The sequence below is a fragment of the Frondihabitans sp. VKM Ac-2883 genome (assembly GCF_015350875.1).
Classification (GTDB): Bacteria; Actinomycetota; Actinomycetes; order Actinomycetales; family Microbacteriaceae; genus Frondihabitans.
In genome coordinates this window covers 219,624-242,592 of sequence record NZ_JADKSF010000006.1, presented here as the reverse complement: position 1 = coordinate 242,592, position 22,969 = coordinate 219,624, and the positions used below count along the sequence as shown (strand labels likewise).

Genomic DNA, 22,969 nt, shown 5'->3' with positions numbered 1-22,969 from the left:
AGCGCCTAGGCACCCTCTCGAGCCGCAAGGTGCCGTACTTCCGCCGCAACCTCGGGGTCGTCTTCCAAGACTTCCGCGCCGACTCTTAGTAACACCCGCCTACTCGCGCCCGACCACTTCTCCACAGGGCACAGCGACGACGAATTCTCCCCAGATGGATCTTCGAACGAAATCAAGGATCCGTGCGCCGCCACGATCGACCCATGCCTTCTCTCGCATCCGCAGCCGCTCGCCCCCTGCCGCACGTCCGTTCCGCCCTCCGCGCCGCTCTCGCCCTCGTCGCACCCGCCGACTGCGCCGGGTGCGGCGCCCCTGACATCGAGCTCTGCGCCGACTGTCGCCGTCGGCTCGAGCCTCGGCCGCTCGTCGCCGCTCTAGCCGACGGAACGCCGCTCGTCTCCGGCCTCGACTACGAGGGCACCGCCCGCGACGTGATCCTGGCCTTCAAACAGTCGGGCCGATGGCGACTCGCCAAGCCTCTCGGGCCAGCGTTGGCGGCCGCTCTGCGGCTCGCGGCGGCGGGGCCGCCGGCCGGTGCCGCTGCCGTCGCCGTGCTGGCGGTGCCACCCTCGCGGGCCGGCCGCAGGCGACGGGGCTACGACCCTGTCGACCTGCTGGTGCGAGCGGCGGGGGTGCGGGTGTCGAAGCCGGGGTTTCGGATCCTGCGGTCGTCGGTGCAGCAGAAGTCTCGCGGGCGGGCCGAGCGCCTGTCGGGGCGCCTCGGTTCGCTCGGGTGCTCGGGGCGGTGGGCCGGTGCGCGGGTCGTCATCGTCGATGACGTCACGACGACGGGAGCGACCCTGCAGGAGGCCGTGCGAGCGGCCAGGGCCGCGGGCGCGATCGTGCTCGGGGTCTGCTGCCTCGCCTCGACGCCACTGCGATCGGCGAGGCTGTGAGAAGCGCGAGAGACCGTGACGAAAAGATGAACAGCGCGTGACACGCACGCGTCGGGGTCGATACGGTGAAGCACACGAGGCGTGAAAGCACTACCGCCTACACGAACGGCGGCACGCTGAAGTGGCTGGAGGAACGTCATGGACATTTCCGTAACGGGTCGAAACGTGGGCATCACCGATCGATTCCGCGAGTACTCCACCGAGAAAGCCGAGAAGGTCGGCAGCCTCGCCCCTCGAGCACTAGCGCTCGAGATCAAACTGACGAGGCACAACGAAAAATCCTCCGGGAGCGCGGGCGACGACCGAGTCGAGTTGACACTCATCGGCCCCGGCCCCCTGGTCCGAGCCGAATCAAGCGGCTCCGACAAATACGTCGCCTTCGACCTGGCCATAGGCCGGTTGCTCGAACGAGTGCGACGAGCCAAAGACCGAACCAAGGTGCACCGAGGCCAGCATCGGCCCACGTCGCTGCACGAGGCGGCAGCCGTCGACTTCAGTCGGGCCGGAATCGTGCCGGCGTCAGCCGAGACGCTGGAGCAGGTCCGCACCGGGGCAGTGGCCACGGTCGCACCCGACGAGACCGCGGTCGAAGAGGAGTACTGCCCGGTCGTGATCCGCGAGAAGACGTTCGCGTCGACGCCCATGACCGTCGACGACGCGCTCTACTACATGGAGCTCGTCGGGCACGACTTCTACCTGTTCACCGACGCCGCCCACGACGGCCGACCGAGTGTCGTCTATCGCCGCAAGGGCTGGGATTACGGTGTCATCGCCCTCGACGACCAGGCGCCTACGCATCAGGAGACCGAGATGGCCATCCGGGGCGGCCTCGTCGGCTGAATTAGGAGCTGATCACGGACCCCTGGGTCGGAGCGCTCGCGCTTCTTCCCAGGGGTTCGGCCAGTAGGCTTGCTAAAATCACGGGCTGGTAACGCATCACCGGCGTCACAGCCCACCATTTACCAGGAGTTTCCGTGGCCAACGTTCTCGAGAAAGTCCTTCGCGTCGGCGAGGGTCGCACCCTTCGCCGCCTCAAGGCCTATGCCAAAGCTGTCAACGACCTTGAAGACGACTTCAAGACGCTCACCGATGACGAGCTTCACAACGAGACGGCTGAGCTGCGCGAGCGCTACGCCGGCGGGGAGTCGCTCGACGACCTCCTGCCCGAGGCGTTCGCCGCCGTGCGCGAGGCCGCGAGCCGCACCCTGGGCATGCGTCACTTCGACGTGCAGCTGATGGGTGGCGCCGCGCTCCACCTGGGCAACATCGCCGAAATGAAGACCGGTGAGGGCAAGACGCTGGTCGCGACGACCGCCGCGTACCTGAACGCCATCGCCTCGCGGGGCGTCCACGTCATCACGGTCAACGACTTCCTGGCGAGCTACCAGTCCGAGCTGATGGGCCGCGTGTTCCGCGCCCTGGGCATGACGACCGGCTGCATCCTCGCGGGTCAGACTCCGGCCGAGCGGCGCGAGATGTACGCCGCCGACATCACCTACGGCACGAACAACGAGTTCGGCTTCGACTACCTGCGCGACAACATGGCGTGGCAGGCGAGCGACATGGTGCAGCGCGGTCACTTCTTCGCCGTGGTCGACGAGGTCGACTCGATCCTCATCGACGAGGCCCGCACCCCGCTCATCATCTCGGGCCCGTCGTCCGGCGAGGCAAACCGGTGGTTCGCCGAGTTCGCGACCCTGGCCCGCCGCCTTCAGCCCGGCATCGACTACGAGGTCGACGAGAAGAAGCGCACCGTCGGTGTGCTCGAGCCAGGCATCGAAAAGGTCGAAGACTACCTCGGCATCGACAACCTGTACGAGTCGGCGAACACGCCGCTGATCTCGTTCCTCAACAACGCGATCAAGGCCGACGCTCTCTTCAAGCGCGACAAAGACTATGTCGTGATCAACGGCGAGGTGCTCATCGTCGACGAGCACACCGGTCGCATCCTGTCGGGCCGCCGCTACAACGAGGGCATCCACCAGGCGATCGAGGCCAAGGAGGCCGTCGAGGTCAAGGCCGAAAACCAGACGCTCGCTACCGTCACCCTGCAGAACTACTTCCGCCTCTACAAGAAGCTCTCTGGCATGACCGGTACGGCCGAGACCGAGGCCGCCGAGTTCATGTCCACCTACAAGCTCGGCGTGGTGGCGATCCCGACCAACCGCCCGATGCAGCGAGTCGACCAGACCGATCTCGTCTACAAAAACGAGACGGCGAAGTTCGAGCAGGTCGCCGAAGACATTTCCGAGCGTCACGAGGCCGGTCAGCCCGTGCTCGTCGGAACCACGAGCGTCGAGAAGAGCGAATACCTCTCGAAGCTCCTCGCCAAGAAGGGCATCAAGCACGAGGTTCTGAACGCGAAGAACCACGCTCGCGAAGCCGCCATCGTCGCGCAGGCCGGTCGCCTCGGCGCTGTCACCGTCGCCACCAACATGGCCGGGCGAGGCACCGACATCATGCTCGGAGGCAACGCCGAGTTCCTCGCCGTCGCCGAGATGAACTCTCGTGGGCTGAGCCCCGTCGACACCCCCGACGAGTATGAGGCCGCCTGGGACGACGTCTTCACGAACCAGAAGGCGTTCGTGCAGGAGGAGGCCGAAAAGGTAATCGAAGCCGGCGGCCTTTACGTGCTCGGCACCGAGCGTCACGAGTCGCGCCGTATCGACAACCAGTTGCGCGGTCGATCCGGTCGCCAGGGCGACCCGGGTGAGAGCCGCTTCTACCTCTCGCTCACCGACGACCTCATGCGCCTGTTCAACTCGGGTGCCGCAGAAAGCCTGATGGGCCGAGGCAACGTGCCCGACGACCTCGCGATCGAGAACAAGATCGTCGGCCGCGCCATTCGCTCGGCGCAGTCCCAGGTCGAGGGGCGCAACGCCGAGATCCGCAAGAACGTCCTCAAGTACGACGACGTCCTCAACCGACAGCGCGAGGCCATCTACGGCGACCGCCGACACATCCTCGAGGGCGACGACCTCCGCGAGCGAGCCGAGTCGTTCCTCGCGAGCGTCGTCAACGAGGTCATCGACTCCCACACCGGCGACGGCAACCCCGACGACTGGGATCTCGACGCCATGTGGACGGAGCTCGGCACCCTGTACCCGATCTCGATCACCATCGACGAGGTCATCACCGAGGCCGGATCCAAGGCGAAGGCCACCCGAGAGTTCCTCGCCAAAGAGATACTCTCCGACGCCCGTGTCGCATACGAGGCCCGCGAGGAGTCGCTGGGCGACTCGGCCATGCGTGAACTCGAGCGCAAGGTCGTGCTCTCGGTGATCGACCGCCGCTGGCGCGATCACCTCTACGAGATGGACTACCTGAAAGACGGCATCGGCCTCCGAGCCATGGCTCAGCGCGACCCGCTGGTCGAGTATCAGCGCGAAGGCTTCGCTCTGTTCCAGAACATGATGGGCGCGATCCGAGAAGAGTCGATCGGCTTCCTGTTCAACCTCGAGGTCGAGGTGCAGAGCCAGGTCGGGCACGAGGGTCACGACCACGGTCCGATCATCGCGGCCAAGGGTCTCGGCGAGGGTGACAACAAAGACGCCGTGCTCAACTTCTCGGCTCCCAACACCGAGGGCGAGGTCGAGGTCCGCGACGAGCGGGGCCGCATCGAAAAGGCCGAGACCGCCCGCGCCCAGCGTCAGCAGCAGATCACCGAAGAGCTCGCCGACCCCGAGATCGCGGCCGCGCGAGCAACGTCGGGTTCGACCGAGGCATCGGGTGGCGACGGGCTCCCTGCAGGCCGAGGCGCTTTCGGGCAGTCGACCTCGAGTGGCTCCGACGACGCCGCTCCGAACAACCGTGCCGAGCGTCGCTCGCAGAAGAAGAAGTAGCGGCTCCCTCCCGCACCACATCGGCCCCGGCCTGCGCACTGCGCGGGTCGGGGCTTGTGCATGGTGGGGCTGCTTCGGGCCAGGTCTAGTCGCGTTTCGCGGGTTTAGTCGCGCTCTACCGCGACTAGACCTGCGAAACGCGACTGATTGGCGTCGGCGTCGGCGTGCGCGGCGTCCGAAGCGTCGCACACCTTTTCATGCACGGCTAACCGATTATTCGGTGAGCGTTGCGTGAAACGGTTAGCGAAGCGCCCCGAGCTAAGAAGCCCGGGCACCCGCAACAGCTACAGCACGTGGATCGCCGTCGCACGCCACCGATGGTCGAACCCCTCGAGCCGGAGCGCCACCGCTCGGCTCCGCGCCCGCCCGTGCACCACGACGACCGCCTCGACTACGCCGTCGCAGGGCTCGTCGATCCGCACGCTGCCGACGCTCACGGCCGGGCGCCGAGCCGCTTCGCCCCGAGCGCTTCGAGCGCGAGCGGCGAGGTTCACCCGCTTGAGCAGGTGCGTGAAGACGTCGGCCGTCACCCAGCGAGTGATCTGCTCGATCTCGCGAGCACCTGCGAGAATCTCGACGACGCTCCGGGCGAGGTTTCGAGCAAGAGGCTCAGGATCCGGAAGCGCACTCCGCAGCGTCGGCTGCGGTTCGAAGAACGCATCGGCGACTGCTGGTGTAAGCCGTCGCCCGGACCGGCGCGGCGGTGACCCGGCGGGTGCGGGGGAGTGCTGACCACCGTCGTCGGTGATCGGATCGTCGCGACGGCGCGCGGCTGAAGAGGGGGGCATGTCGGCTGCTCTCGCTCGTGAACGGAATGAGCGTCCCGCACAGCGGGCGTAGCATCAACATATGACATTTCGAGGGAGCGACACGCGAGCGCGAGCAACCTGTGGACAAACTCGTCTGTCAGCGGCGTGGATCCGGATCCACGTCGGCAATGCTGCCGAAGTCGAAGCCGTTGAAGAGTGCCGTCCGACGCGCGTCTTCGTACCGGTCGTCGAGGTAGGCATTCAACTCGGACTCCTCGATCCGCCACGAGGGCACGACGCCGAGCTTCACAGCTCGCAGCTCTCCTGATTCGACGAGCGCGAGGACGTCGTCGAGGGGCAGGCTCAGCATTTCGGCAACCCGCTCGGAGGTGTAGAACCGACGCATCGGGGGCTCCTGTGCTGGCTCCATGCCTCGATTATCCGTCAGGACGAGTGCGAACGTGAGCCGTGTCGGGTGCGCACGCGTCGGATCCTCGGTTCGGGTCTTGTCGGAAGGGGCGGATAGGCTGAATGGGTGTCGACGCTCAGTGATCTCGTTCTCGCCCAGGGCCGCTCCAGTGAGGCCGATATCGAGTGGCTCCATCTGCTCGTGGGCGACTGGCAGCTGCTCGCCGACCTGGCGTTTGCCGACATGGTGCTGTGGGTGCCGACCGATTCCGATTCGTTTGTCGCAGTCGCGCACGCTCGGCCGTCGAGTTCGGCGACGCTCTTCTACCGCGACTTCGTCGGGCACGAGGTGCGCCCCGAGTGGCGTACGCAGGTGCAGCAGGCCTTCGACACCGCGCACATCGTCGATTCCGCCGCCCCCGACTGGTACGAAGAGACCCCGACGCGGGTGCGCGCCGTTCCCGTGCTCCGTCGTCTCGGCGCCGGCCGGCCCGACATCAGCGAGAGGCCCGTCGCGGTCATCACCCGCCACACCAACCTGAGCGAGGCGCGTACGCCCAGCCGGCAGGAGCTCACGTTCAACCAGTGCGCCAACGACCTCTTCGCCATGATCGAGGGCGGCGATTTTCCTGATCTCGGAGCGCCGACCGGGCCCCGCCGTGGCGCACCGCGAGCTTCCGACGGCCTGCTTCGCCTCGACGTCGACGGAACAGTCGTCTTCGCCAGCCCGAACGGCCTTTCGGCCTTCAACCGGATGGGCTTCGTCGGCGAGCTCGAGGGCGAGTCTCTGGCCGAGGTCACCACCGGCCTGCTCGCCGGCAAGATCGTCATCGACGAGTCGCTGCCGCTCGTCGTCACCGGGCGGGCGCCCTGGCGCACCGACATCGAGGCGCGCGGCGTGACCGTGTCGCTCCGCGCCATCCCGCTCCGCGACCGCGGTGAGCGAGTCGGGGCCATCGTGCTCTGCCGCGACGTGACCGAGCTCCGCCACCAGGAGCGCGAGCTGATCACCAAAGACGCGACCATTCGCGAGATCCACCACCGGGTCAAGAACAACCTGCAGACCGTGGCTTCGCTCCTCAGGATCCAGGCCCGACGCACTCACACAGACGTCGCCCGCGATGCACTGAACCAGGCCATGCGGCGCGTGGCCTCCATCGCCGTGGTGCACGACACCCTGTCAGAGGGCCTCAGTCAGAACGTCGACTTCGACACCGTGTTCGACCGAGTGCTCATGCTCAGCGCCGAGGTGGCCTCGAGTCACAACACGACCGTGCGTCCGCAGTTCACCGGCAGCTTCGGCGAGCTCCCGACCGAGTATGCGACGCCGCTCGCCCTGGCGCTGACCGAGCTCGTCACGAACGCCGTCGAGCACGGCCTCGACGGGCGTGACGGCGACGTCGAGATCAACGCCGAGCGCACCGAAGAGCAGCTGCGCGTCAAGGTGCGCGACAACGGCGTCGGCCTGCCCGAGGGCAAGGTCGGCTCGGGCCTCGGCACGCAGATCGTGCGCACGCTGATCCAGGGCGAGCTCGGCGGCACGATCGACTGGCACACGCTGGTCGGGTCGGGAACCGAGGTGACGATCGAGGTGCCGTTGCGGTTCATCGAGAATATGGAGCGCTAGGGCGCGGTCGTGCGCGCCCGCCACGTGGGTGGGCGCGGCGGGTCCGCGGATCCTCGAGTTCTGGGCACAGCCGGTCGAGTGTGCGCAATCTGCCCCTTGGCCGGCGGCTCGGGGCCGATCTCGCGCACTCGCGCCTCCGCCTCGGCAGGGCGGACGTCGAGTGCCGCCAAATGCAGTGCGCGGGCCGGCCTTGCGGGCAATTGGCGGCACTCGCAGCTGCGGGTGAGCGGCAGCGGCGCCGGGCACGCACAGACCACACACCAAAGGGCGCGTTCCTCTGCAGGAACGCGCCCCCCGGGCGGTGCCGACCCCCCGAGAACGGAGGGTCAGCGTGTGAAGTTGTGGTCTGAGGCCGGCGGTCAGGAAGCGCGGCGGGCGCGAGCTGCGCGACGCTTGAGGGCGCGACGCTCGTCTTCGCTAAGGCCACCCCAGACGCCGGAGTCTTGCGACGTCTCGAGGGCGTACTGCAGGCACGTCTCGGTCACGGAGCAACGGCCGCACACCGCTTTGGCCTTGTCGATCTGGTCGACGGCGGGGCCGGTGTTGCCGACGGGGAAGAAGAGCTCCGGGTCTGCCGTGAGGCAGGCGGCCTTATCGCGCCAATCCATCTAGTGGTACTCCTTTTGACTCTGAACGCCGAAGTTTGCCTGCTGAGGGCACAGCAAAACACCGGGCGTTCCGTGGGGGGAAAGAAAAAGAATTCGGGAGGCGCGCACGGCAATGTAAGCGTCACTTCAACCTCAAATATGGTCGCATACTGGTGTGACCAAATCAAGGGGTTAAGCGGAGGCTTTGAGCGTGACCGAATCAGCTGAACCACACGGAGTCGAAATGCCCACGCAACAGGTGTCGGCCCGTAGACACCCCCTTCTGCTCCTCCTCGTCGTGCTTCTCGCGCTCGAATTCGCTGCCATGGCCATCGTGTCGATCGCCATGCTGGTGGCGCTGTTTCGGGCGGAGGCCGACACGCTCGCGGGCGGCATCGCAATTCTCGTGCTCGGAGTCATCGCGACGGTCTGGCTCGGGTTCATCGTCGTCGCCGCCTCTCGGGGGCGAGCGTGGATGCGCGGGGCCGCCATTGTCTGGCAGGTGATCATGTTCGCCGTCGGGGTCGGCTGCTTCCAGGGGTTCACGGCGACGCCGGCCGCCGGGTGGGCGCTCGTGCTGCCGGCCCTGGCCGTGGTGATCTTGCTGGTGTCGCCCCCGGTCGTCAGGGCTACGACGGCGCGGTAGCCGGATCCTTGCGCTGGGCTCGTGGTTTGAGGGCGCTTGCAAATTCGAAGGAGAAACCGCGCCCGCGTGACGAGAAATCAAGGATCCGGCCCGGCCGCCGCGAGAATCTCCTTCGAATTCGGATGAGCCCCGGATCAGCCGGCGTCGAGCCCGAGCTTCTTGCGCAGGCTCTTCACGTGGCCGGTGGCCTTGACGTTGTAGAGCGGGAGGTCGACCGACCCATCTTCGCCGACCACGATCGTGGAGCGGATCACGCCCGTGACGGTCTTGCCGTAGAGCGACTTCTCGCCATAGGCGGCATAGTCCTTGTGCACTTCGAGGTCGGTGTCGGAGAGGAGAGGGAAGTTCAGCCCCTGCTCGTCGCGGAACTTCTGCAGCGCGGGAGCCTCGTCTTTGGAGACGCCGAGCACCTGGTAGCCGGCCGACTTCAGGGAGTTGATGTTGTCGCGGAAGTCGCAGGCCTCCGTCGTGCACCCCGGCGTGGAGGCTGCCGGGTAGAAGTACACGATCACTTTCTGCCCCTGGAAATCGTGCAGCGAGACGGGCGTGCCCGACTCGTCGGGGAGGGTGAAGTCAGGCGCCGCAGCACCCTTTTCGAGGCGTTCAGACATGGTTCTCCTTGGGGGATCGGATGCGGCAGGCAAGTGTTCGGGGCCTGTCGAATCTCATGCTAATGTTGTTCCTCGGTTGGGAAACTCTGGTTTCCACAGCCACTGCACCTCTAGCTCAATCGGCAGAGCAACTGACTCTTAATCAGTGGGTTCTCGGTTCAAGTCCGAGGGGGTGCACGAACGAAAAAGATCCCCGGTGGTCGAAGCGAAGCTTCTTCCCCGGGGCTTTTTCGTTGTGCTGGTTTGGTCCGCTCCACGGACGTGCCTCCGGCAAGGCAATCCCGGGTGTTCGCGGCAAGCCGCTTCCACGGGAATTTCGCTGTGCTGGTTTGGTCCGCTCCGCGGACGTGCCTCCGGCAAGGATGGACAGGGCCGCTCCACGGACGTGCCTCCGGCAAGGACGGACGGGGCCGCTCTGCGGACGCGCCTCCGGCGGCGGTAATTGTTCCCGCAACCCAGTCCGCCGGTGCCTCAGCGGCGGCCTCGGGTCGGCCGTGCCCCCTGGTGCGCTCGGGCGCTCCTGCTTTAGAATGTGTCGCTGCAGTGAGGTTTAGGCGCTCTAAGCAGCAGCGGAGTGACATCTAGGGGTTCTCGTGGTGGTTGATGTGGCAAGGCAGTCGCTGACGTTTGGCGAGCATCTCCGGGGCTGGCGACTCGTTCTCGGGCTCACGGCCCTTCAGGTGTGCGAGCGAGCTGACCTCTCGCCCAATACGCTTCGAGCCCTTGAGCGCGGCAAGTCAACCGTCGGCTTCGATACCGTTCTCCGAGTTGCTCGGGCGCTGGGTGTTCTCGACCAGCTGATCGAAAGCGTGGATCCACTGACGAGCGATCTAGGGCGGGCACGCGCTGCCGCGCTTGGGCGCCAACGGGTGAGTTCTCCACGGCGGATTGCGTCCGAATCGTGAGTACCGACGAGATTCGTGTTCACAGTGAGAGGGCAGGAGAAACCCTGCCTGCAGGCACCGCGTATTTCGTCTCGAGTCGGTCGAGCATCAGTACGACTTTCACCTACGACCCTCGGTACCTCGCCCAGCTCGGTGCTCCCGCCATTGATCCTCGGCTCGACTCGTGACGACGAGGGCGAGGGGCTCATCGCGTTTGCGACCGACTGCGGAATCTCGGCTGACACCGCACACGATCGTCTGATGAGGTTGGCACGCAGCCTGGCTGTTTGGCGGGGGACGGCTCGTGCGAACTCCGTCCCCGAGAATCAGCTGTCGTTAGTGGGGCACGTCATCGACGAGGGAGCCGCGCTTCTCGAACGAACCGCCGGGTCACTCTCCTGACCGTCACGCACCGGAGGGCGACACGTCAACCACCTTCGAGTCGCGACGCACGACGAAACCCATCGCCTCGTAGAGACCCCGCGCCGGGTTGCCGTAGGCGACGTGCAGAAACGCGCGATCGCCTTCGCGCCGGATGCCCCGCGCGACCTCGGTGATGAGACGCCGCGCGTAGCCGCGACCACGGACTTCAGGATCCGCGCACACCGCGCTGATCTCGACCCACCCGGGCACGCTCAGACGTCGCCCCGCCATGGCCATGAGCCGCCCGTTCTCGACGACGCCGACGTACCCGCCGAACTCCACCGTGCGCGGGAGGAACGGCCCCGGACGGGTCAGTGCCGTCAGCCGGAGCATCTCGGGAACGTCCGTCTCGTCGAGGTCGACGATGTCGGATCCTCGTTGGCCCGACGTGTCGACGTCGTCATCGGTGAGCTGGGTGAGACCGAGTTCGAGGTGCGTCTGCCAGCCGTGCGCCACGCGGAAGTCGGAGGGCACGAACATCGCGATTGTGTCGGTGCCGGCGATCGTCGCGAGGGAGGCCCAGTCGTCGTCGGTCGCGTCGAAAGGAATGGAGCCGAAGGGTGCCACGTCGCTCGGATAGCGCAGGGCGGTGCCTTCGGCGAGGGCGTGGTGGGCGTGGCGCGTGCGGAGAGCGAGGCCGATCGGGTCGTCGAGAGGGTGCGCGTTCATGGTGCGTCAACGCTAGCGGCCTGCAGAGACATTCCCCCGTCGAGGTCGATGATGGTCTACCGTATGGCCCGTTAACATGCTTTTCACACGCCGAAACGTGGCCGAAACACCAAACGGTATACCGTTTTGCCATGAGCCGAAACGACACCGCAGCGCTGGAGACGAGCCGATGAGCGGGTTCCGACTGGTGGGTGTGCTGCACCTTCCGCCCCTGCCGGGCGCGGCCAACTACGAGGGACGCCCGGTCGCCGAGATCGCTTCTGCCGCTGCCGACGACGCGCGGATCCTGGAGGCGGCCGGGTTCACCGACGTCATGATCCAGGACGCGAGCGACGAACCCCAGCCGACTCTCGTGGGCGCCGCGACCGTGGCAGCGCTGGCCGTCGTCGGAGCCGCCGTGCGCGCAGCCACCACGATCGGACTCGGCGTGGTCGTCGGCCACAACGACGGACCGTCGGGCGTCGCCATCGCGCACGCCGTCGGCGCCTCGTTCGTGCGGGTCAAGGTGCTCACCGGCGTCTCCATCGGACCGACCGGGTGGATGGAGGGCTGCTCGCTCGAGGTCGCCCACACGAAGCGCCTGCTCGGCAGCGACGTCGAGATCTGGGCCGATCTGCACGAGGCCACGAGCCTGGCCCTCAGCGGAGATCTCGCCTGGGCGGCTGCTCAGGCCCTCGACTTCGGCGGTGCGGATGCGGTCATCGTCACTCGGGACTCCGGCGTCGCCGATGCGGTGGCCGACATCGCCGCTCTGCGTGCCAGCGGTGCCGTTACCGCCGACGTGCCCGTCTACATCGGTGGCCGCGTGAACGGCTCGAATCTGGCGACCGCCGTGGGCGGCTCGGACGGCGCGATCCTCGGCAGCGTTCTCAAAGACGGCGACGGCTACGACGCCCGAATCGACCCGACCACCGCTACTTCTCTCGGCGACGCCGCCCGCGGCCACCTCGCCTGAACTCCTGACACCAGAAAGCGCCTCATGAACTCCACCGCTCTCGACAGCCCGCTCCTCGCCCCGGGAAGCCCGCTCGACGACCGCCAGAAAGCCGTCGTCGAGCGCGTCTCCGCGAAGGAGCGCGCCGGGATCCTGGCCCTGCCGACCGACGACCCGCTGGACCCCGAGCGCCATCGTCGCGTCGACGCGACTCGCGGGGAGATGCTCGGTCAGCCGCAGGCCATCCGCGCCACCTGGGAGCGGAACGCCGACATGCTGCCGAAGGTCGCGGGGCGCATCGCCGAAAAGACGATCGACCGGGTGTTCCTCGTCGGTGCCGGTGACTCGCTCGCCGTCATGATCGCCGCACGCCGCACCCTCGAGCTGATGCTCGGCGTGCCGTGCGAGCCGGTCCAGGCCCTCGAATTCGCCTACTACCAGCAGCACCTCGTCACGTCTGACTCGCTCGTCATCGCCCTGTCGAGCTCGGGGGAGACGACCCGTACCGTCGAAGCCCTTCTCGTCGCCCAGCACGCTGGGGCGCTGACGCTGGCCCTCACCAACACGGTGGGCTCGACCCTCGACGTCGAGAGCGAGAACACCCTGCTGCTGCAGGCGACTCGTGTCGGCTGGCCCACGCAGTCGTCGACGACCGCTCTGTCGCTCCTGCTGCTGCTCGCGACCGAGGTAGGCCTGTACCGGGGCGTCGAGGCGGCACCGCGACTGCGCGACGAGCTCGAGACCCTGCCCGAGGTGATCGCCGGAGTGCTGGCCGACCTCGACGCGCCGATCGCCGAGATCGCCCGCATCGAGGCCGAGCGCACCATGTACCTCTTCTCGGCCGGCGGGCCGAGCTGGGCCGCCGCCATCATCGGCGCCGCCAAGGTCAAAGAGACGAGCCCCGATCACGCCGTCGAGATCCAGGTCGAGGAGTTCCACCACTACAACAGCCAGAAGCCCGGCGAGCCGATGTTCCTGTTCGCCCCCACGGGGCCGTCAGTGCCGCGGAGTGTCGACACGGGACGTGACGCGCATCGCTACGGCGGCACGCTGTACGTCGTCACGTCCGAGGGCGAGGGGGCGTTCGACGACTTCGCCGATGGGATCCTGCGCCTGCCCGCGGTCTCAGAGGCGCTCAGCCCTCTGGTCACCGTGATCCCGGCCCAGATGATCGGCTACCACCTCGGTATGGCGAAGTTCCATGCCGCAGAGGCGCATGCCGCCGAGGCGCAGCGCGATGCCTGACCCGATCGAGAAGGCTGGGTCGACTGAGAAGCCTGAGTCGACGTGGAAGTCGCTCGTCTGCATCGGCAACCTCACGATCGACGAGGCTGTGCACGGCGGCGTCCCGTCCGAGCCGGCCATGGGCGGCGACGCGGCGTACGCGGCTCTTGCGGCGCGAAGGATCCTGCGCGACGTCACCATGCTCGCGCCCGTGGGCAACGACCTGCCCGCCACCGTGCTCGACCAGCTGTCTGCGGCCGGCATCGCCATCGACGATCTGCCCGAGCGTGACCTGCCCACCGTCCGCAACACCGTGACGTACCACGACGACGGCTCGCGCACCTGGGCCATGCACGACGACGACGCCCACTTCGACGCCCTGTCGGTCTATCCGGCCGATGTGCCGGGCAGCGTGCTCGACGCCGACGGCATCGTCCTCTCGGCCATGAGTCTCGAGTCGCAGCTGGCCCTTACGCCGTGGCTCCGCCAGAACTCGAAGGCCGCCCTCTACCTCGACCTGCAGGAGGACTACCTCGAGGGCAACCGCGAGGCCCTTCTCGCCATCGTGGCCGTCTGCGACGTCTTCCTGCCGAGCGAGATCGAGGCGGTGGCGCTCGCCGAGACCACTGATCTCGAGCGAGCCGCCCGCTTCTTCGCCGGGCTCGGGCCGTCGGTCGTCGTCATCAAGCGGGCCGACAAGGGGTCGCTCGTGCTGCAGAACGACGTCGTGACCCTCGTGCCGAGCACCCTGGTCGATGCGGTCGACTCAACGGGCGCCGGGGATGCCTTCTGCGGCGCCTTCGCGGCGGCGCACCTGTTTTCGGGCGATGCCATCGAGGCGGCGAACCGAGGATCCGAGGCGGCACGGGTCGCGATCTCCGACTTCGGCATCGCGGGCCTTCTGCGTGTCTCCGCGGAGGTGCGCCCGTGACCGGCCCATTCCGCATCGCGATCGTGAACCCGAACACGACCTCGGCCATGACCGACCGTGTCGTCGCCGCCGCCGCGCCCTCCGCTCGGCCCGACACGACCCTGCTCGCGATCACGCCGACGAGTGGAGTGCCGAGCATCGAGAGCCACGTCGACGAGGTGCACGGCGCCGTCAGCGTGCTCACGGAGGTCGAACGACTTGAGCTGTTGCCTGACGTGGAGCGCCCTCACGCCTACGTCATCGCCTGCTTCGGCGACACCGGTCTGCCGGGCGCGCGCGAGGCTGCGCGCGGCCCCGTCGTCGGCATGACCGAGGCGGCCCTCGTGACCGCGACGCAGCTCGCCCACCGCTTCACGATCATCACGATGCCGAAGCGCACCCGCGAGCAGTCCGACCGGGTCGTCTGCACCCTCGGGCTCGGTCACCGCGCAGTCGTCCGTGCCGTCGACGAACCGGTCGCGGCCGTCGAAGACTCCTCCCTGCACCTGCTCGACCTGTTCGTCGCCGAGGGGCGCCGGGCGCTCGCCGAGGACCACGCCGAGGCGATCGTGCTCGGCTGCGCTGGGCTGGCCGACCTCGTCGAACCGCTCGGGCAGGCGCTCGGCGTCCCGGTGATCGACGGGGTGGCCGCAGCGGTCTCGCTCGCGGAGGGTCTTCTCGCCCAGGGGCTCGGAACGTCCCGGATCAGCACCTGGGCCCGCCCCACCTCCGGAGGTGCCGCTTGAGCCGCACGCTCTTCACCGACGTCTACGTCTACGACGCCGACAGCAAGGCCGGGATGTTCGGCCCGACCGACGTGCTCGTCGAGGGCACGAGTATTCGCCGCATCGGCGCCGGAGCCGCGGCGCAGTTCACCGCAGCCGAGACCCGAGAGGGCGACGCCCGCATCGACGGCGGCGCACACCACGTGCTGGTGCCGGGGCTCATCAACGCCCACTATCACTCGCCGGCGAATCACCTCAAGGGGCTGCTGCCGAGCCTGCCGCTCGAGAGCTTCATGCTGTATGAGTCGCCGGCGGATCCTCGTCTTCGCCCCTCTCCGCGCGAGGCCTACCTGCGCACCATACTCGCCGCGATCGAGATGCTCCGCACGGGCACGACGACGGTGCAGGACGACGCCTTTCTGATGCCGCACCCGACGCCCGACATCATCGACGCCGTGATGCAGGCCTACGCCGACAGCGGCATCCGGGCGAGCGTCGCTCTCGACCAGCCGACACTCACCGAGCGCGACAAGCTGCCCTTCATCGGCGGGTACCACGACGAGGCGTTGCAGGCGATGCTCGATGCCGAGGCGCCTCTCGGGGCGGCCGGACTCCTCGAGAACTACGACCACCTCTTCGGCACCTGGCACGGCCGGGAAGACGGTCGCCTGACCGCCGCCGTGTCGATCTCGGCGCCCCAGCGAGTCGACGTGCCCTACTTCGAGGCGGTCAACGACCTCAGCCGGCGGCACTCGGTTCCGCTGTTCGCTCACATGCTCGAGACGAAGGTGCAGCGCACGCTCGCGACCGAGCAGCAGCGGTTCGCCGGCCGCTCGCTCGTCGAGTACACGGCCGACCTGGGCCTGCTGAGCGACCGGATGAACGTGATCCACGCGGTCTGGACCGACGACCGCGACCTCGAGCTCATCGCCGACGCCGGTGCCGTGATCGCCCACAACCCGGTGAGTAACCTTCGCCTCGGCAGTGGCGTCGCACCCTACCGGCGCATGCTCGACCTCGGCATCCCGGTCGCACTCGGCATCGACGAGGCCATCTGCGACGACTCAGCGAACCTCTGGGGAGTCGTCAAGACGGCGGGTCTCATCCACAACGTCGGCGGACGACCGAGCGACGAGTGGCCGACCGCGCGAGAGGTGCTCGACAGCCTCTGGCGCGGGGGAGCGGCCGCCCTGCTGCAGAGCGATCGGCTCGGCGAGATCCGCGAGGGGTTCGAGGCCGACATCACGATGCTCGACCTGCACGGATCGGCGTTCACACCGCTCAACGACCTCCGAGGCCAGCTCGTCTACTGCGAGTACGGAGCTGACGTGCGACTCACCATGGTCGCCGGCCGGGTGGTCTTCGACGGCTCCCGCGTCACTTCGGTCGACGAGACCGCCCTCCTGGCCGAGGCCCGCGAGGTCTTCGCCCACAAGCTCCCCGTCATCGAGCGGGCAAATCGCGAGGCCGACGCCCTCAGACCCCACTACGACGCGATGATCGCCGAAGCGGCCCGCACCGACGTCGGAATGACCAGATGGATCGGAACCCCCTCATGACGACCACCGCAGACACCGGCGCGACGCTGGACTCGCACGACCGCTACGACTACTCGCCGATCACCGGGCGCCGCGGAGGCACCTGGCCGGGAGGAAAGAAGCTCGCCGTCTACGTCGCCATCGGCATCGAGGATTACCACTTTGGCGCCGGCCAGACCGAGAACCTCCTCGAGGGCGTACCGGCCCCCGACCTCGTCAACACGAGCTGGCGCGACTACGGCAACCGGGTCGGCGCGTTCCGCCTGCTCGATCGGCTCAGCGGCCTCGACATCCCCGCCACCATCCTGCTCAACACGGCCGTCTACGACACCGCCCCCGAGCTGCTCGACCACGCCCGGTCGCTCGGGGTCGAGATCGTGGGGCACGGCGTCTCGAACTCGGATTCGCTTCAGGGGCTCGCCGAGGCCGACGAGGCGGACTATCTCCGCGGCGTCTCGGCGCGGATCGAAGCGGAAGAGGGCACGGCGCCGCTTGGCTGGTCGAGCCCGTGGCTCACTCACACCGAGTCGACCGTCGACCTCCTGGGCGAGGGCGGCTACCGCTACCTGCTCGACCTCCGCCTCGACGACCAGCCGATCTGGCTGACCACCCGTGCCGAGCCGTTGCTCGCCATTCCCTACGCGCTCGAACTGAACGACTCCACGTCGATCATCGGCCGCGGCGTCGGGGCGTCGGAGTTCGCCGACATGCTCATCGACGAGTTCGACGAACTGCTCGACGCGGCGGGCGATCAGCCGCTGGTCATGAGCATCGTCGTGCACTCGTTCATCTCGGGTGTGCCCTTCCGTCTGCGCCAACTCACCCGGGCACTCGAGCATCTCGCGGCCCACCGCGACGACGTCTGGTTCACCCAGCCCCACGCCATCTACGAGGCGGTTCGAGCGCACGCGACGACCGAGGAGGTCGACCATGTCGGCAACTGACGAGAAGGCCCCGGCCGCCTCGATCGCGAATCTGACTGTCGCCCTCACCCGCGACGGGGTCCGCTCCGAGGTGCTCCGTGGCGTCGACCTCGAGATCCAGCGCGGTGAGATCGTCGGTCTCGTCGGAGAATCAGGATCCGGCAAGAGCGTGCTCGCCCTTGCGCTCATGGGCCTTCTGCCCACCTCGTCTCGCCCCGAGACGTCCGGCACCATCACGATCGCGGGCACCGACATGATCGACGGCTCCGCCGAGCAGATCCGTGCCGTCCGCCGCCACGAGCTGGGCGTCATCTTCCAGGATCCGATGACGTCGCTCAACCCGACCATGCGCGTCGGTCGACAGATCACCGAGGCCACCGGCGACAAGGCCGAGTCGCTTCGTCTCATGTCCGCCGTCGGCATCCAGGACGCCGCCCTCCGCTTCACCGTCTACCCGCACGAGCTGTCGGGCGGTCTGCGTCAGCGGATCATGGCTGCCATCGCCTCGGCGGGTCGACCGTCGCTGATCATCGCCGACGAACCCACGACGGCCCTCGACGTGACCGTCCAGGCGCAGGTGCTCGACCTGTTGCGTCAGCTGCGCGACGAATTCGGCTGCAGCGTGGTGCTCATCACCCACGACCTCGCCGTCGCGGCCCAGATCGCCGATCGCATCGCCGTCCTCTACGCCGGTCGCATCGCCGAGCTCGGGCCCGCCGACGTCGTGCTCCGGGAGCCGACCCACCCGTACACGGTCGGGCTGCTGAACTCCCGCCTCGCGCTCGACACTCCGCGCGACACCGTGCTGCAGACTCTTCGCCCCGAGACGGCGACCGTCTCCGAACGGATGCGCGGGTGCGCGTACTCGTCGCGGTGCCCGCTCGCCGACGACACCTGCCGAGCACAGCAGCCACCGTTGCTGGCGGTCGACGGGTCGGGTGCGGTGGACGGCTCCGAGCACGTGCGGGCCTGCTGGCGCGACGCGGCGACGGTGCGCGAGCTCGCCCTGACCCGATCGGACGCGCCGCGGATCCTCGTCTCCGGCTCGTCGAAGGAGTCGGCCGCACCCGCCGTGGTGGTCGAGGGAGTTCACCAGCGCTTCGTCGTCCGCAGCGGCGGGCGCAAGCGCGAGGTGCACGCCCTGCGCGGCATCGACCTCACCATCGGCGCCGGCGAGGCGGTCTCGATCGTCGGTGAATCAGGATCCGGCAAATCGACCCTGCTCCGAGCGATCGCGGGCCTCGCACCCGTCACCTCGGGGCGCGTCGACGTCGCTCGAGGCGGCGCGCAGATGGTGTTCCAAGACGCGGGGTCGTCGCTCACGCCGTGGCTGAGCGTGGGGGAGATCCTCGGCGAGCGCCTGCTCCCGCTCCGTCTCGGCAAGGCGGAGACTGCTGCCCGTGTCACGACCGCGCTGGAGTCGATCGGCCTTCCGGCCTCGGTCTCTCGGGTGCGGCCGGCCGACCTTTCGGGCGGCCAGCGTCAGCGCGTGGCCCTCGCCCGCGCCACCATGATCCCGCCGGCGGTGCTGCTCTGCGACGAGCCGACCAGCGCGCTCGATGCGTCGCTCGCCGCCAGCGTGCTCAACCTGATCCGCGGTATGCGCGAGGAGCTCTCGATGACGGTGCTGTTCGTCACGCACGACCTCTCGGTGGCTCGCCTCATGGGTGACCGGGTCGTCGTGATGACGGAGGGGCGCATCGTCGAAGACGGCACCGCCGACCAGGTCATCCACCACCCCGAGCACCCGTACACGCGGTCGCTGCTCGCGTCCGTCCCCGAGATCGAGGCCGTCCGATGAGCGCCGACCTGACCGCCCGCCGCTTCGGGGTTCCGCAGGTGACTATCGCGCGGTTCGCCGGTCGTCGACTCAATCTCGCGCTGGTCGGCCTGCTCATCGTCGTCACCCTGGTCGCGCTGTTCGCCCGGGTGCTCGCCCCTGACAATCCCGTCCAGCCGATCGGTGCCCTCAACCTGCCCCTCGGCTCGGAGGGTCATCTGCTCGGCACCGACGGCATCGGCCGCGACATCCTCAGCCGCACCCTCATCGGAATTCAGACGAGCTGGTTCTCGGCGCTCGTGGTCGTCGCGTCGGGACTCGTGATCGGCGGGATCATCGGGGTGGCCGCGGGAGTCTCGGGCGGCTGGCTCGATAACCTCCTCATGCGGCTCACCGACCTGTTCCTGGCGCTGCCGGGCACCCTCGTCGCGATCGCCCTGGTCGCCGCCCTCGGCTTCGGCCTGCAGAACACGCTGATCGGCATCGCGATCGTCTGGTGGCCGTACTACGCCCGGATCATCCGTGGCGAGGCGCGAGCCATGGCCGCCAGGCCGCACGTGGAGGCGGCGCGTCTGGCCGGAATCAGCCGCACCCGGGTCGTCTTCCGGCACATTCTGCCGGGCGTCGTGCCGACCGCGATCGTGACCGCGAGCCTCGACATCGGCAACGTCGTCATCCTTCTCGCCGGGCTGTCGTTCCTCGGCCTCGGTCAGGCGGCTCCGGCCCCGGAGCTCGGCGCCGACACCGCCCGCAACCTGCAGCAGCTGCTCACGCAGTGGTGGGTGCCCGTCGTCCCGGGCCTCGCCGTGCTGCTCCTCAGCCTCGTCGCCAACCTCGGCGGCGACGCCATCCGCAATCTTCTCGCCGGACGCCGTTAGGAGGCCCCGATGACCCGCTTCCTGCTTCGCCGCACCGGATCCGCCGTCGTGCTGGTGCTCGTGCTCACCGCCGTCGTCTTCGTGCTCCAGGCCGTGTCGCCCGGCGACCCCGTCAAGGCGTACCTCGGCAACAACGCCTCGCCCGCCGCGATCGCCGCCCAGCGTCAGGCCCTCGGGCTGAACGACCCGCTGCCCGTGCAGTACTTCCACTACATCGTGCACGCCCTCCAGGGGAACCTCGGGATGTCGCTGCGCACCCGGCGCCCGGTGATGGCCGACCTGCACGACTTCCTGCCGGCGACGGTCGAGCTCGTGGCCGTGGCCTTCGTGCTCGCGCTCCTCCTCGGATCCTTGTACGCCGTCTCAGGGTCGCTCCGCTGGCCCGGCGGCGCGTTCTTCCGCGGTCCGCTGCTCGTGCTGGCCACGGCACCGCCGTTCCTCCTGGCACTCGGCGGCATCATCCTGTTCTACGCGCAGCTGCAGGTGCTCCCGGCGGCCGGCCGCGGGGTCGACTCGACAGGCCCCTCCGGGTTCGTGCTCATCGACAGCATCCTCGGCGGCGACGCGACGGAATTCGTCGCGGGAGTGCAGCACCTGGTGCTGCCGGCGGTGATCCTCAGCATTGCTCCGTCGATCTCGATCGGCCGGATCCTTCGGTCCAGTCTCGATTCGACGCTCGCCTCCGACTACGTGCGCACCGCCCGATCGAAGGGCCTCCGCCCGATCGTCGTGCTCGGCAAGCACGTGGTGCGCAACTCGCTCGGCCCCGGCCTCTCGATGGCGGGCCTCCAGCTCGGCTTCATGTTCGCCGGCGTCGTCGTGGTCGAGCAGGTCTTCAGCTGGCCCGGGATCGGCAACTACCTCGCGGCCAGCATCCCCACCTCCGATTTTCCGGCCATCGCGGGCGTCACGCTCGTGCTCGGCATCATCTACATCGTCGCGAACGCCCTCGTCGACGTTCTCCAAGCCCTCGCCGACCCGCGCCTCAACGCGTGAAGGCGTGAAGTCCCACCCCGCTCCATCCCTGCACCACACCCCTCCCGCCGGAGCCTCCCCTCTCCGGTCCACCCTGCAAGGAGTCGAAGTGAAGAACGCACCCCTCACCACGAAGACGCGAGGAGTCATCGCCGCCCTGGCCGTGATCCCGCTGCTCGCCCTCGCCGCCTGCTCGTCGTCCGGCGGCTCGAACACCGCCAACCCGGCCCCGACCGACGGGGTGCTGACCGTCGGCCTCCTCGGTGACATCGGCCAGCCGCCGGACCCCGACATCTACTACGCCAACAACGGCCTCGCCATCGTGCTCAACACGTACGAGGGGCTCGTTCAGTACCAGAACAACGTCGACACCGTGAAGATCGCGCCGCGCCTCGCGACCAAGTGGACGGTGAACAAGGCCAACACGGTCTACACGTTCACGCTCCGCTCGGGCGTGACGTTCCACGACGGCACGAAGTTCACCTCCGAGGCGGTCAAGGCGTCGTTCGACCGGCGCAACACCGTCAAGGGCGGTGCCGCCTATATGACCGCGGGCATCAAGAGCGTCGCCACCCCCGACGACCTCACCGCCGTTGTCACCCTGACGAAGGCGAACTCGGCCTTTCTCGACTACCTCGCGTCGCCGTTCGGCCCGAAGATGGAGTCGCCCACGGGCCTTGAGAAGAACGCAGGATCCGACAACGCCCAGACGTACCTGCAGACCCACGACCTCGGAACGGGACCGTACGAGCTGACTAGCGCCAAGACGGGCACCAAATACGAGCTCACGCAGTACGACGGCTACTGGGGTACCAAGTCGCCGTTCACCAAGGTCGATCTGCCGGTGTACAGCGACGCGTCGGCGCTCCAGCTCGCCTTCGACTCCGGTGACGTGTCGGCGATCGTCGCGGCGCTCCCGTCGTCGAGCCTCACCAAGTACGACGGCAACGACAAGTTCAACAGCGACTTCCTGCCGACCCTCCAGTCGGCCCTGCTGACCGTGAACCCGTCGAAGGAGTTCTTCGCGAACAAGGAGGCCCGCACGGCGTTCATGCAGTCGATCAACCAGAAGCAGCTGGTCAAGGAGGTGCTCGGCGCGCGCTCGTCGGTCGCGACCACCCTGTACGCCAAGGGCATGATCGCCGACGGTTCCGACAAGCAGAACATCAGCTACGACCCGACCGTCTTCGCCGCCTACGCCAAGACCCTCCCGGCCGGCACCGCGATGACCGTCGGCTACGCCTCCGACAACACCAACGCCCAGGCGATGGCCAACATCGTCACCGCCAACCTGCAGAACGACGGCATCAAGGCGACCGCGCAGGGGTACCCCACCTCGCAGGTCTTCGGCTGGGCCTCCGACCCGACGAAGGGCCCCGATGCCTTCATCGACGGCAACAACGGTCCCGACGGCGGCAGCCCGTACATGTGGGGCCACGTCTTCTGGGATAAGACCGGAGGAATCAACTACTTCCTCTGCGACAGCCCCTCGACCGACGCCGACCTGAACGAGGCCGTCTCGACCGGCGACACCTCGCTCTACGCCAAGGCCGCCCAGACGTACTCCGCGACCGGCTGCTACATGAACCTCTCCTACAACAAGGACTGGGTCGTGTCGCAGAAATGGCTCACCGGAGTGCCTGCGGCTCATAACATCGGTGCCAACGAGCTCGACTTCTCGAAGCTCGGAATCGCGAAGTAGGTCGGCCACCGGCCCCGGGGTGCGTCATGCACGCCGGG

The 22,969-nt window shown here is 68.0% G+C and carries 21 protein-coding genes and 1 tRNA gene; 17 read left to right on the top strand and 5 right to left on the bottom strand.

Annotation, left to right across the window (positions count from 1 at the left end):
• Positions 1-203: 203 nt before the first annotated feature.
• From ITJ49_RS13015 to secA, 3 genes are all read left to right on the top strand, one after another.
• Complete coding sequence (locus ITJ49_RS13015) at positions 204-896, top strand: ComF family protein (protein WP_194605942.1); 693 nt, start codon at positions 204-206, stop codon at positions 894-896.
• A 138-nt stretch (positions 897-1,034) separates the two neighbouring features.
• Positions 1,035-1,736, top strand: coding sequence for a ribosome hibernation-promoting factor, HPF/YfiA family (gene hpf / locus ITJ49_RS13010; RefSeq protein ID WP_194605940.1), 702 nt, complete (start codon positions 1,035-1,037; stop codon positions 1,734-1,736).
• Positions 1,737-1,870: 134 nt separating this feature from the next.
• A complete protein-coding gene (gene secA, locus ITJ49_RS13005) occupies positions 1,871-4,738 on the top strand; it encodes a preprotein translocase subunit SecA (RefSeq protein ID WP_194605938.1) in 2,868 nt (955 codons plus the stop codon).
• A 284-nt stretch (positions 4,739-5,022) separates the two neighbouring features.
• Here secA and ITJ49_RS13000 read toward each other — a convergent pair whose 3' ends face one another.
• Positions 5,023-5,526 carry an Rv3235 family protein gene (locus ITJ49_RS13000; RefSeq protein ID WP_228514442.1) on the bottom strand — a complete coding sequence of 168 codons (504 nt, stop codon included), beginning with the start codon at positions 5,524-5,526 and terminating at the stop codon, positions 5,023-5,025.
• Between the two features lie 118 nt (positions 5,527-5,644).
• Complete coding sequence (locus tag ITJ49_RS12995; protein WP_055959333.1) at positions 5,645-5,917, bottom strand: helix-turn-helix domain-containing protein; 273 nt, start codon at positions 5,915-5,917, stop codon at positions 5,645-5,647.
• Between the two features lie 105 nt (positions 5,918-6,022).
• On the opposite strand from ITJ49_RS12995, the gene ITJ49_RS12990 reads away from it, so the two are divergent.
• Positions 6,023-7,522: a sensor histidine kinase gene (locus ITJ49_RS12990; RefSeq protein ID WP_055959331.1), complete on the top strand. Its 1,500-nt coding sequence runs from the start codon at positions 6,023-6,025 to the stop codon at positions 7,520-7,522.
• A 359-nt stretch (positions 7,523-7,881) separates the two neighbouring features.
• Here ITJ49_RS12990 and ITJ49_RS12985 read toward each other — a convergent pair whose 3' ends face one another.
• Positions 7,882-8,130 (bottom strand): WhiB family transcriptional regulator, encoded by a 249-nt coding sequence (locus ITJ49_RS12985; RefSeq protein WP_055959328.1) that lies wholly within the window; start codon positions 8,128-8,130, stop codon positions 7,882-7,884.
• 223 nt (positions 8,131-8,353) lie between these two features.
• On the opposite strand from ITJ49_RS12985, the gene ITJ49_RS12980 reads away from it, so the two are divergent.
• On the top strand, positions 8,354-8,755 hold the full coding sequence (locus tag ITJ49_RS12980; protein ID WP_055959325.1) for a hypothetical protein: 402 nt from the start codon (positions 8,354-8,356) through the stop codon (positions 8,753-8,755).
• Between the two features lie 134 nt (positions 8,756-8,889).
• On the opposite strand, the gene bcp is transcribed toward ITJ49_RS12980, so the two are convergent.
• Entirely contained in the window at positions 8,890-9,366 is a 477-nt protein-coding gene (gene bcp / locus ITJ49_RS12975; RefSeq protein ID WP_194605936.1) for a thioredoxin-dependent thiol peroxidase, read from the bottom strand.
• A gap of 104 nt (positions 9,367-9,470) precedes the next feature.
• On the opposite strand from bcp, the gene ITJ49_RS12970 reads away from it, so the two are divergent.
• Together ITJ49_RS12970 and ITJ49_RS12965 are read left to right on the top strand one after the other, a co-directional pair.
• Positions 9,471-9,543, top strand: a tRNA-Lys gene (locus ITJ49_RS12970).
• A gap of 416 nt (positions 9,544-9,959) precedes the next feature.
• Positions 9,960-10,271 (top strand): helix-turn-helix transcriptional regulator, encoded by a 312-nt coding sequence (locus tag ITJ49_RS12965; protein WP_194605934.1) that lies wholly within the window; start codon positions 9,960-9,962, stop codon positions 10,269-10,271.
• Between the two features lie 384 nt (positions 10,272-10,655).
• On the opposite strand, the gene ITJ49_RS12960 is transcribed toward ITJ49_RS12965, so the two are convergent.
• Complete coding sequence (locus ITJ49_RS12960; protein ID WP_194605932.1) at positions 10,656-11,342, bottom strand: GNAT family N-acetyltransferase; 687 nt, start codon at positions 11,340-11,342, stop codon at positions 10,656-10,658.
• 169 nt (positions 11,343-11,511) lie between these two features.
• On the opposite strand from ITJ49_RS12960, the gene ITJ49_RS12955 reads away from it, so the two are divergent.
• The 10 genes from ITJ49_RS12955 to ITJ49_RS12910 all read left to right on the top strand — a co-directional run bounded on the left by ITJ49_RS12955 (position 11,512) and on the right by ITJ49_RS12910 (position 22,931).
• Complete coding sequence (locus tag ITJ49_RS12955) at positions 11,512-12,297, top strand: BtpA/SgcQ family protein (protein ID WP_194605929.1); 786 nt, start codon at positions 11,512-11,514, stop codon at positions 12,295-12,297.
• Positions 12,298-12,321: 24 nt separating this feature from the next.
• Positions 12,322-13,521 carry an SIS domain-containing protein gene (locus ITJ49_RS12950; protein WP_194605927.1) on the top strand — a complete coding sequence of 400 codons (1,200 nt, stop codon included), beginning with the start codon at positions 12,322-12,324 and terminating at the stop codon, positions 13,519-13,521.
• The gene (locus tag ITJ49_RS12945) at positions 13,514-14,431 is read left to right on the top strand and encodes a carbohydrate kinase family protein (protein ID WP_194605925.1); all 918 of its coding nucleotides are present in this window, start codon (positions 13,514-13,516) and stop codon (positions 14,429-14,431) included. The genes ITJ49_RS12950 and ITJ49_RS12945 overlap by 8 nt, the downstream gene beginning before the upstream one ends.
• Positions 14,428-15,156 (top strand): aspartate/glutamate racemase family protein, encoded by a 729-nt coding sequence (locus ITJ49_RS12940; protein WP_370544509.1) that lies wholly within the window; start codon positions 14,428-14,430, stop codon positions 15,154-15,156. The genes ITJ49_RS12945 and ITJ49_RS12940 overlap by 4 nt, the downstream gene beginning before the upstream one ends.
• Positions 15,153-16,694, top strand: a complete 1,542-nt coding sequence (locus tag ITJ49_RS12935; protein ID WP_194605923.1) for an amidohydrolase family protein — start codon at positions 15,153-15,155, stop codon at positions 16,692-16,694. The genes ITJ49_RS12940 and ITJ49_RS12935 overlap by 4 nt, the downstream gene beginning before the upstream one ends.
• Complete coding sequence (locus ITJ49_RS12930) at positions 16,691-17,617, top strand: polysaccharide deacetylase family protein (protein WP_194605921.1); 927 nt, start codon at positions 16,691-16,693, stop codon at positions 17,615-17,617. The genes ITJ49_RS12935 and ITJ49_RS12930 overlap by 4 nt, the downstream gene beginning before the upstream one ends.
• Positions 17,604-19,397 carry an ABC transporter ATP-binding protein gene (locus tag ITJ49_RS12925; protein WP_194605919.1) on the top strand — a complete coding sequence of 598 codons (1,794 nt, stop codon included), beginning with the start codon at positions 17,604-17,606 and terminating at the stop codon, positions 19,395-19,397. The genes ITJ49_RS12930 and ITJ49_RS12925 overlap by 14 nt, the downstream gene beginning before the upstream one ends.
• Positions 19,394-20,254, top strand: a complete 861-nt coding sequence (locus ITJ49_RS12920; RefSeq protein WP_055959303.1) for an ABC transporter permease — start codon at positions 19,394-19,396, stop codon at positions 20,252-20,254. Before ITJ49_RS12925 ends, ITJ49_RS12920 begins: the two co-directional genes overlap by 4 nt.
• A gap of 9 nt (positions 20,255-20,263) precedes the next feature.
• On the top strand, positions 20,264-21,250 hold the full coding sequence (locus tag ITJ49_RS12915) for an ABC transporter permease (protein ID WP_055959301.1): 987 nt from the start codon (positions 20,264-20,266) through the stop codon (positions 21,248-21,250).
• An 88-nt stretch (positions 21,251-21,338) separates the two neighbouring features.
• Positions 21,339-22,931, top strand: a complete 1,593-nt coding sequence (locus ITJ49_RS12910; RefSeq protein ID WP_194605917.1) for an ABC transporter substrate-binding protein — start codon at positions 21,339-21,341, stop codon at positions 22,929-22,931.
• Positions 22,932-22,969 lie beyond the last annotated feature (38 nt).

Excerpts from the sequence above, each read along its gene's own strand:
- ITJ49_RS12930 (WP_194605921.1), top strand. The coding sequence starts at position 16,691 with ATGACGACCACCGCAGACACCGGCGCGACGCTGGACTCGCACGACCGC.
- ITJ49_RS13015 (WP_194605942.1), top strand. The coding sequence starts at position 204 with ATGCCTTCTCTCGCATCCGCAGCCGCTCGCCCCCTGCCGCACGTCCGT.
- ITJ49_RS12955 (WP_194605929.1), top strand. The coding sequence starts at position 11,512 with ATGAGCGGGTTCCGACTGGTGGGTGTGCTGCACCTTCCGCCCCTGCCG.
- ITJ49_RS12995 (WP_055959333.1), bottom strand. The coding sequence starts at position 5,917 with ATGGAGCCAGCACAGGAGCCCCCGATGCGTCGGTTCTACACCTCCGAG.
- bcp (WP_194605936.1), bottom strand. The coding sequence starts at position 9,366 with ATGTCTGAACGCCTCGAAAAGGGTGCTGCGGCGCCTGACTTCACCCTC.
- ITJ49_RS12960 (WP_194605932.1), bottom strand. The coding sequence starts at position 11,342 with ATGAACGCGCACCCTCTCGACGACCCGATCGGCCTCGCTCTCCGCACG.
- ITJ49_RS12945 (WP_194605925.1), top strand. The coding sequence starts at position 13,514 with ATGCCTGACCCGATCGAGAAGGCTGGGTCGACTGAGAAGCCTGAGTCG.
- ITJ49_RS12980 (WP_055959325.1), top strand. The coding sequence starts at position 8,354 with ATGCCCACGCAACAGGTGTCGGCCCGTAGACACCCCCTTCTGCTCCTC.
- hpf (WP_194605940.1), top strand. The coding sequence starts at position 1,035 with ATGGACATTTCCGTAACGGGTCGAAACGTGGGCATCACCGATCGATTC.
- ITJ49_RS12950 (WP_194605927.1), top strand. The coding sequence starts at position 12,322 with ATGAACTCCACCGCTCTCGACAGCCCGCTCCTCGCCCCGGGAAGCCCG.
- ITJ49_RS12925 (WP_194605919.1), top strand. The coding sequence starts at position 17,604 with ATGTCGGCAACTGACGAGAAGGCCCCGGCCGCCTCGATCGCGAATCTG.
- ITJ49_RS12920 (WP_055959303.1), top strand. The coding sequence starts at position 19,394 with ATGAGCGCCGACCTGACCGCCCGCCGCTTCGGGGTTCCGCAGGTGACT.
- ITJ49_RS13000 (WP_228514442.1), bottom strand. The coding sequence starts at position 5,526 with ATGCCCCCCTCTTCAGCCGCGCGCCGTCGCGACGATCCGATCACCGAC.
- ITJ49_RS12915 (WP_055959301.1), top strand. The coding sequence starts at position 20,264 with ATGACCCGCTTCCTGCTTCGCCGCACCGGATCCGCCGTCGTGCTGGTG.
- ITJ49_RS12985 (WP_055959328.1), bottom strand. The coding sequence starts at position 8,130 with ATGGATTGGCGCGATAAGGCCGCCTGCCTCACGGCAGACCCGGAGCTC.